The organism is Burkholderia sp. GbtcB21, from assembly GCF_019091065.1.
Lineage (GTDB): Bacteria > Pseudomonadota > Gammaproteobacteria > Burkholderiales > Burkholderiaceae > Burkholderia > Burkholderia pyrrocinia_C.
In genome coordinates, this window is sequence record NZ_JAGXKA010000041.1 from 1 (window position 1) to 8726 (window position 8726).

At 52.8% G+C, this 8726-nt stretch carries 9 protein-coding genes and 2 pseudogenes; 3 read left to right on the plus strand and 8 right to left on the minus strand.

Annotation, left to right across the window (positions count from 1 at the left end; all coding sequences use genetic code 11):
• Nucleotides 1-112: 112 nt before the first annotated feature.
• Complete coding sequence (locus tag KVT39_RS35735) at nucleotides 113-289, minus strand: hypothetical protein (protein WP_217591338.1); 177 nt, start codon at nucleotides 287-289, stop codon at nucleotides 113-115.
• Between the two features lie 34 nt (nucleotides 290-323).
• Between KVT39_RS35735 and KVT39_RS35740 the strand changes: the two are divergent.
• Nucleotides 324-959, plus strand: a pseudogene (locus KVT39_RS35740) (IS5 family transposase); the annotation flags it as partial.
• Nucleotides 960-998: 39 nt separating this feature from the next.
• Here the strand turns inward: KVT39_RS35740 and KVT39_RS35745 are convergent.
• The 4 genes and pseudogenes from KVT39_RS35745 to KVT39_RS38250 form a co-directional block, all read right to left on the minus strand.
• Nucleotides 999-1244, minus strand: a complete 246-nt coding sequence (locus tag KVT39_RS35745) for a hypothetical protein (protein ID WP_217591344.1) — start codon at nucleotides 1242-1244, stop codon at nucleotides 999-1001.
• A gap of 147 nt (nucleotides 1245-1391) precedes the next feature.
• Nucleotides 1392-1835: a helix-turn-helix domain-containing protein gene (locus KVT39_RS35750; protein WP_306795620.1), complete on the minus strand. Its 444-nt coding sequence runs from the start codon at nucleotides 1833-1835 to the stop codon at nucleotides 1392-1394.
• Between the two features lie 343 nt (nucleotides 1836-2178).
• Nucleotides 2179-2334, minus strand: a complete 156-nt coding sequence (locus KVT39_RS38730; RefSeq protein WP_368858966.1) for a hypothetical protein — start codon at nucleotides 2332-2334, stop codon at nucleotides 2179-2181.
• 44 nt (nucleotides 2335-2378) lie between these two features.
• Nucleotides 2379-2639: pseudogene (locus tag KVT39_RS38250) on the minus strand (transposase); the annotation flags it as partial.
• A 602-nt stretch (nucleotides 2640-3241) separates the two neighbouring features.
• Between KVT39_RS38250 and KVT39_RS35760 the strand changes: the two are divergent.
• Together KVT39_RS35760 and KVT39_RS38735 are read left to right on the plus strand one after the other, a co-directional pair.
• The gene (locus KVT39_RS35760) at nucleotides 3242-4576 is read left to right on the plus strand and encodes a sigma-54 dependent transcriptional regulator (RefSeq protein WP_217591340.1); all 1335 of its coding nucleotides are present in this window, start codon (nucleotides 3242-3244) and stop codon (nucleotides 4574-4576) included.
• Between the two features lie 438 nt (nucleotides 4577-5014).
• Entirely contained in the window at nucleotides 5015-5437 is a 423-nt protein-coding gene (locus tag KVT39_RS38735; protein ID WP_217591341.1) for a winged helix-turn-helix domain-containing protein, read from the plus strand.
• Nucleotides 5438-6197: 760 nt separating this feature from the next.
• Here KVT39_RS38735 and KVT39_RS35770 read toward each other — a convergent pair.
• The 3 genes from KVT39_RS35770 to KVT39_RS38570 all read right to left on the minus strand — a co-directional run.
• The gene (locus tag KVT39_RS35770) at nucleotides 6198-6419 is read right to left on the minus strand and encodes a hypothetical protein (RefSeq protein WP_217591342.1); all 222 of its coding nucleotides are present in this window, start codon (nucleotides 6417-6419) and stop codon (nucleotides 6198-6200) included.
• Between the two features lie 112 nt (nucleotides 6420-6531).
• Entirely contained in the window at nucleotides 6532-7170 is a 639-nt protein-coding gene (locus KVT39_RS35775; RefSeq protein ID WP_217591343.1) for a glycoside hydrolase family 19 protein, read from the minus strand.
• Between the two features lie 365 nt (nucleotides 7171-7535).
• Nucleotides 7536-8726, minus strand: a 1191-nt coding sequence (locus KVT39_RS38570) for an RHS repeat-associated core domain-containing protein (protein ID WP_306795621.1), incomplete at its 5' end; no start/stop codon positions are given.

An 8726-nucleotide genomic window follows, 5' to 3' on the forward strand; every position in this document is an offset into this window, starting at 1 on the left:
GCGCGGTTGTACTGGACGGTACGCACCGTCAGACCGCGATTGTCGACCACGGCGATAGTCGGCGTGCCCTGGCAACGGCGCGCGGTCGCCGCATCGGAGATGGTCACAGTAGTCATGATCCTAGTACTTCCGTCAGCGTGTCATTCAGATCCTCGGCAACGGTAAACCACGGGTAATAGCTGGTACGTTGCAGGTAGCCGAGAGACGTGACGACTTCCCGTTCGCGTCCCAATGGGTCGTAGTACAAGGTGTCGGCATAGCCCCATTGCTGGATCGAAGCGTCGTTCACGTAACGCGGCTGGTCGACAAAGTATGGTTGGTAGCGTCGACTTGAGGTCCAACTGCCGATCTTTCGCGACGACGAACCGATCGATCTGGTGGTCGACAGCACGGGTGTGAAGATCTACGGCGAAGGCGAATGGCCGGTGCGCCAGCATGGCTATTCGAAGCGTCGCACGTGGCGCAAAGTGCATATCGCGCTCGCCGCGAACACTGCTCAGGTGCGCGCCGTGCTGATGACGCATCAGGACGTCGCCGACGGTGATGTCTTGGCCGAGTTGCTTGACCAGATTCCGCCCGACGCACGGCTCGATACCGTTGGCGGCGACAGCGCTTAAGAGTCCAAGCCGTGCCATGCCGCGATTGCGGCACGCGGTGCGAAACCGAGCATCCCGCCACGCGATGGTGCTGCTTACTGGAAGGCGAGCGTGCAGGGCGCCGCATGGCGCAACGAAGCAGTCGATACGATCGCCCGACTCGGCCGCCGAGAATGGAAGAAGAGCAGCGGCTATCACCGTCGTTCGCTTGCCGAGAACGCCATGTATCAGTTCAAGACGCTCACTGGCCCCTGCCTGTGGGCTCAGTGCATCGACTCGCAGGCGACTGAAGTCGCCGTCCGTGTGGGCGCGCTCAACCGCAAGACTGAACTCGCACGCCCGCAGTCCGTTCGTATCGCCTGAGATCATGAACAAAGGCATCACTTCGTCCTCGGGACAGTTTTATGCAACAACGCCGCTCTGATGCATCTCCGGGTCGCGTTCGCCCGAGGCGTTCTTGGTCGAGGTCAGGGCGCTGATCAGCATCCACCACTGTGCCCGCGCGCAGATCAATCCCTTGTCGCGCAAGCTGTCGTTGATCGTCGCCCGGTCCAGCGTTCCGGGCACCAGTTGCTTGATCAGTTCCGGGTCCAGGTTCAAGCCCTTGCCCGGTTCGATCGTCACTTCTTCCTTGCGTTTGCGTGGCATAAAAGTGGCTCCTTGGTCACCAGTTTATGCCTCGCACACAAAGTTTCGGATAGGCTCGCTCAATGACTCGGCGACTCATTGCAAGCTCAGCCGGAGTCGAGTTATGCAGAATTTCCTTCACGCCCGAGGCAATATTTAGTACACCTCTCAGTAAGAAGCCAGATCGCGACTGCGCCTAGCTGACCACCCCCCCCTTCTCAAGGCTGCGCCCAGAGTCTCGAGGCGACAAGGCAGTGGCATTCCGTACTGTACTTCGAGACGCTGAGCTATCTGCCTCAGCGTGAGAAAATCAGACATTCCCAGCGCTAACGCCGCAACAAGCATGGTTTCGGGCAACACCTTGGGTCGCCCTCCTTTATGCCCACCGAGCAAGCCACACACACCAATCGCTTGCCACAGACGAATCCAGTTGTAGAGCGATTGCACACTGACATTCAGCTTCCCAGCCACCCTTGATACCGTCAAGCCACTGCTAAGCATCAAGAGTCCAGAAGCACGAACTCGAACGTCGCGGTACCGGTGATTGGCAGAAAGCTGTTCCAATGTAAGTATTTCTACGGCGGTCAATTGAAGGAGATATTTCATGATCATTTAACATTAAAAATAACCAATAACCTCTGAACACCCGATCATAATGATGGTCAGATCAGGATCGCAATACACATCGCCGACGCAAAGCAACTCGCAAGTGAAATCAGAACAAATTGCACACGGATCAGTCCCAAAAAATCAAAGGACGATGTCACTCTATTGTTGATGCAGGCGCCCACCTCAATCTCATTGGGGCACCTCGAATTACTGCTCGTTTGAGCTAACTCCGCCGTGACGACACTGCGACCTAGCCGATGCGCAGCACACGCGAAGTGAGGCGATTTTTTCGCCCTCGGCAGCTCGGATCCCGTCGTTTCCGGCCGGCCCAAGCCCATTTCGGACATCAGAATGGCCCGGGGCCCACCTCCATCAGCGAACACAGGCGCCGCAGAGTGTACGCGGCGGCCTTCCAGTTCAGATGCAGCGTCACCCGCGCCAAGCCGATCGAGCGCAGCATCTTGCCGCCCATCTGCTCCAAGGCGCCGAACACTTGCTCCACACGGGCGCGGGGCTTGGCGATGCGCCGGTTGCGCCGCTGTTCAAGCTCAGTCGATCCAGATGCTGGAACTCCATCTGCTCGTCGCTGAGGTTGTTGAGCTGCTGTACCACCCGCACCCGCACCATCAGTTCGGTAGGAAACGGCGGGCGACCACCGCGCTCACGGACCGGCCCGGGCGCCGCCTCGTCAATCTCCTTGGCCAGAGCCGCAAAGTCCACATGCTCGCCCTGCTTGCTCGGCGCATCGCCAATCTTGTCCAGCTTGGTCTCTCGCTGCTGCTCCGCGAACCGACTGACCTTGATCATCTTCACACCCTCATGCCTTCGGCGTCAGCGACATCATGCCAGCGTCTGCGCGGTTTATTGACGTGCCCTTTAGGATTACAAATGCAACTCAACTACGACCGATTCGCGACACCCCACACCATTCGCAATCCAATTTTCAACTTGGATCGAAGTGAGATCGCCTAATCTACCGATACAAATCTTCCAGAATGCACACATCCCGCGGCAAACTAAATTCCGCAAATATTACAGAAGTGCTCGAGGCGATTGTACCGATGCCTCAGGTGTGTCCCAAGGCGTTAACTTCTGGCCCACTGCCTGACTTGCTCATCCGACGCTGACAATCTCAAGACCAACTATATATCCGCACACAAGCAACAGGATGTGATTTTGTGTGACGTATTCTGCCAAGACATTGAAAATATGACGCGAATCATCATAATAATATGGCGCATCCAAGCAAAAATTCAAAAATGCGACTAACAAAACGGGAACCACGATAAGCGCTCATGACAAAACAAATTTGACGGCATGGCGTTGCGCACAGCACCAATTCTTCAAATCAATTTCACGCAAACACGCGCCCAACGCTACCCACTCATCTCCACGAAAATATATAAATAATGAAACGCACAAATCGGCAGTTAATTTATGTCACCCACGCACCGATCGATCAACTTATTATGGCGTTTCGAAAACTCGACTGGCATGTCGACGTGATAACACACGCGCGCGATATACGTAAAATTGCATGCAATAACATGATTTCCGTTGGGCTTCTTGATCTTTCAAGTCAGCTCGGATTGCAAAAAATAAATGAACTTGAATGGTATCTCTCGATGCCCAACATTGGATGGGTGGCTGCGACGACGGAAGGGCAGTTGCAAGATGACGCGTTACGCAGGATCGTGCTTGGTTTCTGCTTCGACTGTGTGACCATGCCGCACGACGAACAACGCGCAATTTTCGCGATTGAGGTCGCATACAGAATGGTAAATTTAGGAAAGATATCCGATTGCGATTCAAGTTCGTCCGAATACGAAGGCGAGATGATTGGCTCGTGTGGGGCGATGCGCGCGCTCTTTCGCATGATCCGCAAGATCGCGACGACCGATGCGCCCGTATTCATTTCGGGTGAGTCGGGCACAGGAAAGGAGCTGACGGCCGCCGCGATCCACAACCATTCGCGGAACGCTAAAGGCCCCTTTGTCGCGATCAATTGCGGTGCGATTCCACCTCACTTGTTGCAATCCGAGCTCTTCGGGTTTGAGCGCGGCGCGTTTACAGGGGCGACCAAGCGCAAGACAGGCAGAATTGAAGACGCTAACGGTGGCACACTCTTCCTTGACGAGATCGGTGACATGCCATTTGAATGTCAGGTTAGTCTCCTGCGTTTCCTGGAGGACCGAAAGGTAGAAAGACTTGGTGGCCACACGTCAATCCCGGTAGATACACGCATTATTTCGGCTACGCATATTGACATAGATCAAATGATGCGAGAAAGACGCTTCCGGTCTGATCTCTATCACCGCCTTTGTGTCCTGCACGTCAAGGAACCGCCACTGCGCGAGCGCGGCAAGGACATCGACTTGCTAGCACGGCACGTGCTCGAACGTTACAAAAAAGACGCAGGCCGCCGTCTGCACGGCTTTTCGGCCGATGCAATCAAGGCGCTCCACGACTACGATTGGCCCGGTAATGTGCGTGAACTCATCAACCGTGTGCGGCGAGCGATCATAATGTCGGAAGGGGCCTTAATCACCGCAGCAGATCTCGAGCTCGCCGACTTTGTCCGGGGCACGCCAATTACGCTTGCCCAGGCCCGTAAGGCGGCGGAGCGGAAGTGCATCGAACTTCTATTCCGGCGCCATGCTGGCAGGCCAAGCGAAGTAGCACGGTCTCTTGGCATTTCGCGCGTAACACTCTATCGCCTGCTTTGCGAACACGGCGTACGCTAACTCGAGTTCGGACCGAATGACGGATGACCACCCAGCCCCCCAATTTGCCAACGGCAACGGCTTCCCCATCTCAATCCAATAGCTTGAGCACCGCCAATCGGCTATAGATACCATACGGCTCAGCAGAAGCGGAATAAGTTACCCATTAACCACGCAATTAACAACGCACCGACTTCATTTCCTCAAATAAAGGCCACAATGTTTACCCTTATTGAACAATCCGCACCGAGGCCTATGATTTCATCTTGAGATTGATGCACTCGTCAACAATAGTCATCATTAAATTCGTAATGTATTTTATATATTTGTAAGAAAACTCATCCCACATACTGGGATGATTGCTTGATAGGCAAGCATATACCTCCACTTCGACTCCATAGCACGCCATATCCACCCTAGACTCGATACAAAGAATATAATTTTCCATACGGGGGCATTATGACTAGCAACATCATCCATCCGAAATTGACTCTCAAAAAAATACCACACACGGAAGAGCGCAACCCCATAAACTTAAGCGATACATTTAAAGGTAAATTCGTAATAAACAACCGCATAATATTTGATCCAAAAATCGATTGGATTGGAAGTTCCAGCTCATCGGATTTTTCCCTACTTAAACCATCCTCAACTCGTCTTTTGGTTGTTTTTTGCCTGTATCCCAATGAGATTCTCCATCGAGAATTCCTTGTGGACACGCTATGGTCTAGTCATGGAATGATCGTTTCTGACAACACGCTAAACAAAGCAATCTCTCACCTTCGATCCGATTTGCTTAATCTTAGATACAATGGAATTTATATTAAAACAATAAACAGAATTGGATATGTTTTTATTGGCAATGTTGTGTTTGAAATGTAACTCGAAGCACCTGTCGTTCAAATTTCGTTGCAACGCACTTACCCAACCAACTCGACCCTGGAGGTGGTCTTATGGTCCGACCTTCTCTATTTCTGCCGTGTCATTGAATCATTCTAAAAAATGTGACCTGCCCCCGGTGTTAATCTGAGTCGGGGCGGATCAAAAATTATTCTATCGCTCGAACTTCTCGGCCCATTACGTCTGCATACGCCTCGCGATGCTCGGAGAGGGTCCCTTGGCGTCTTTGCCCACCAGCACGCTCAATGCCTATTCCTATTACCCGTACAGATGTCGCGCAGATAGAGCGCCACGAACGCCGCCGACACGCGCGGCAAGCAGCACACATACGAGACACAAGGCCCGAATTGAACTTCGCCCGAACCCGAACGATTGTTCAACTTCGACACGTGAATCGGTGCCGGCCGATGATGCGAGAATCTCGCACTCCACCCGGAGGGCCGGTCACGTCCGCACGCGAGCCCTCCAGTATCTTCCGTTCGAACAATACCGCCAATTCCGCCTTGATCAACTATCGAATGATTTGCCGCGCGCTCTGCTGGATCACGTCGTCAAGGCTCGGTAGTGCTTTCAATTGTGCTACCGCTGGATTGTTGTTCCCTTCTTACGAACGTTCCGATATGACGTTGGAATTCGGTTGCGGAGTTTTTATCGGTGGAAATCGACATTCTCAGAGATCCGCATCGTCATGGAGAGGGTGAAGAAAACTCCAAGATGGTATAAATATTATGGCGCCTTGAAACTAACGCGCGTCTTCATGATCATGACTCTCCATTTCCCCGGAATCTTTATCACGCTTAAAGTAATGTGCGAGAACGAGACCAGTTAGAGTAAGTAAGTTGCCCATGGCCAGACCGATTTCGAGGTCACCGACCCGATCTGTCGGGTAGCCCAAACCTGATATGACTGCGGCAATCATCAGCACCGTGGTGATGGCGATTATATAGGCGAGGTTACGTTTCACGCACTCAGGATCAATAGGCGACATAATAACCCCTCCCTCCCAATCAAAGGCACGCCTTCTCAATCTTAATTATCAAATATATCTTCACAACGAATGATCGTGGACCTTTACACTACGCCATCAAAACCTGCTTCGCGCGGTTCCAAAACAATGTGCGCTGCTCACTCCCCACCATCGCGGTGCCATTGATGATTCGGGTCGTGCCATCGAAGTCCCCGCGGTCAGCAAATTCGTTCAACCCGCGCGAATACCAGAACCAGCCTGCCGAGAGCGCTGCGTAGGTGTCCTGCTCAAGAAGTTCAGGCTGTGCGAGCAGGTCAACCCCCAGCGCATCACCACAATCACAGTAGTTATCCGCGAAGGTAATCTGCTTCAAGCCGCGCCCCCGGTAGCGCCAGCCGTCGCCCGAGGATGCTTCATGGTTGCCAAATCGTCCACCATACACAATGTTGGCAATTTCCTGCTGCCGTCCGAGGGGCAATACACGCTCGCCGGACTGCCGCCCAAGCCGGGCTCGCTGCTGTTCGCTGAGTCGCATGCCAAAAATCTTCAGCCCTTCCACTGAATAGTTGAACGACTCCATCAATTGAGTAAATCCTGCTGACTCGTGGGCAATCTGAGCGAGAAATGCTGCCTGTCGCGCCGGGGTGTCGACATCAAATTCGAACATCGCTTCCGTTACCGGATCATACCAGCGGCTGGCCAACAGGTCAGATAGCCTCGTGGCCTCCTGAAATACCTGCTTGTTCATTTGAGCTCCTCCGTTCAATCAACAACGGGATACAAGCCAGAGAGAATCAGGCGGTCACGAATGATCTACCTATCCGGACAATACGAAATTCTCTGCAACCAGCAACGCACGCAGATACGTCTCAATTACCAATCGCCTGCCGCGTTTTGCGCAGTTCGTCTATTCGAATCAACTCCTACTTAACCCGTTGACCTCCGCGAGTTTCCATTGAATACAAACAAGCCGCAGTTGTCGACTGCGGTGACGATCGCCGTGACAAGGCAGCACTGGCGGTCGCCGAATCGGAAACGGTAACATTACTCGCCAGAATACCTTTTCATTCGTCGAATCGCCCATGCTTTAGAAGCCAAGCACGACCTCTATTTTTAATGCCATGAGCGGCGATTCATAAACATCATCATAAAAAATAAAAGGAATGTTGCAGTCGCTGCTGAAAAGGCGGCTTGCGGGTTATTTGCAGCACTCGACGATAACAGCATTTGCGGCTGCGTTAGATTTTGTTCGCCCTTCGAAGAAGGTGGCGCACTACTCATGGCCTCGTTAAGATTGGAAGGTTCGCCAATTTGCGTCAATTCCTCATTTTTAGCGCGTTCAGAACCTATTTCACTGATAGCAATGGATGGCAAATCAATGTACTTACTTGTGAATTGCAATTCATCAGGGCTTCCGCTGGCCGACACTTCAGCCCCAGAAGCAACAGAAGCAAACATGGAAAAATTCAGGCGCGCTTGAAATCCTCCTTCAGAAGGAGCCATGAAAGTATCACCAGAATTTAGACTTTGGAACGATTCAATATCAAATTCATATTCAAAATTAATTTTTACCCCCTCTGGAGTAATTTTTTCTATATCGTAGCTTCGCCTGTTAACAGCATTGCTTTCTGATGCAGGGCCGTAGGCACCCTCAAATATCTCAGCGAATTCTCTATATGGTTCATAGAACAATGCTTGGTTCGCCATCGAGGCGACGATATCCATAGCAAGCTCGCTAGTTACATGCTGACGGAAAGACTGCTGCCTCTCCTCGTTCGTGCCGGTGATGGCTGAACCCGCGAAGGTATAATTGCCTCTATGCAAATCTATGTAAAATTGTCCCAATTGTTCAGGCATTAACGGTGGATTAGGGCCCGGGGCGCGCGAATGATGCGTGCCAATATGTGCACGAGTCTCAAATGGTGAGCGTCCGGGGGCAGAGTTGTTTGTGGAACTGCCCGAGTCAATACGTTCGTAGCTACGTTGTAGCCGCGAGCGTACCCAGTCGAGCGGCCCCAGTCCAAGGATATCTCGTCGTGTAACCGGATTGTTCGTGACCATGCAGAAGAGATTGAGCCCGTCGACGGGTCCGGCGGGATCGGGGTTGAGCCATCGGCCGAGCCACGGAGCGTAGTAGCGCAGGCCGTAGTAATACAGTCCGGAGGCGTCGCGCTCCTGGCCCGAGTAGCGCACATATTTGTATTTGGTCTCGATGTCGCTGCGCGCGGACCACACGGCGGTGCCGCCATACGGGTAGTACTCCTCCCGGGTCAGGATGTCGGCCTGGTTGTCGAGCTCAATCAT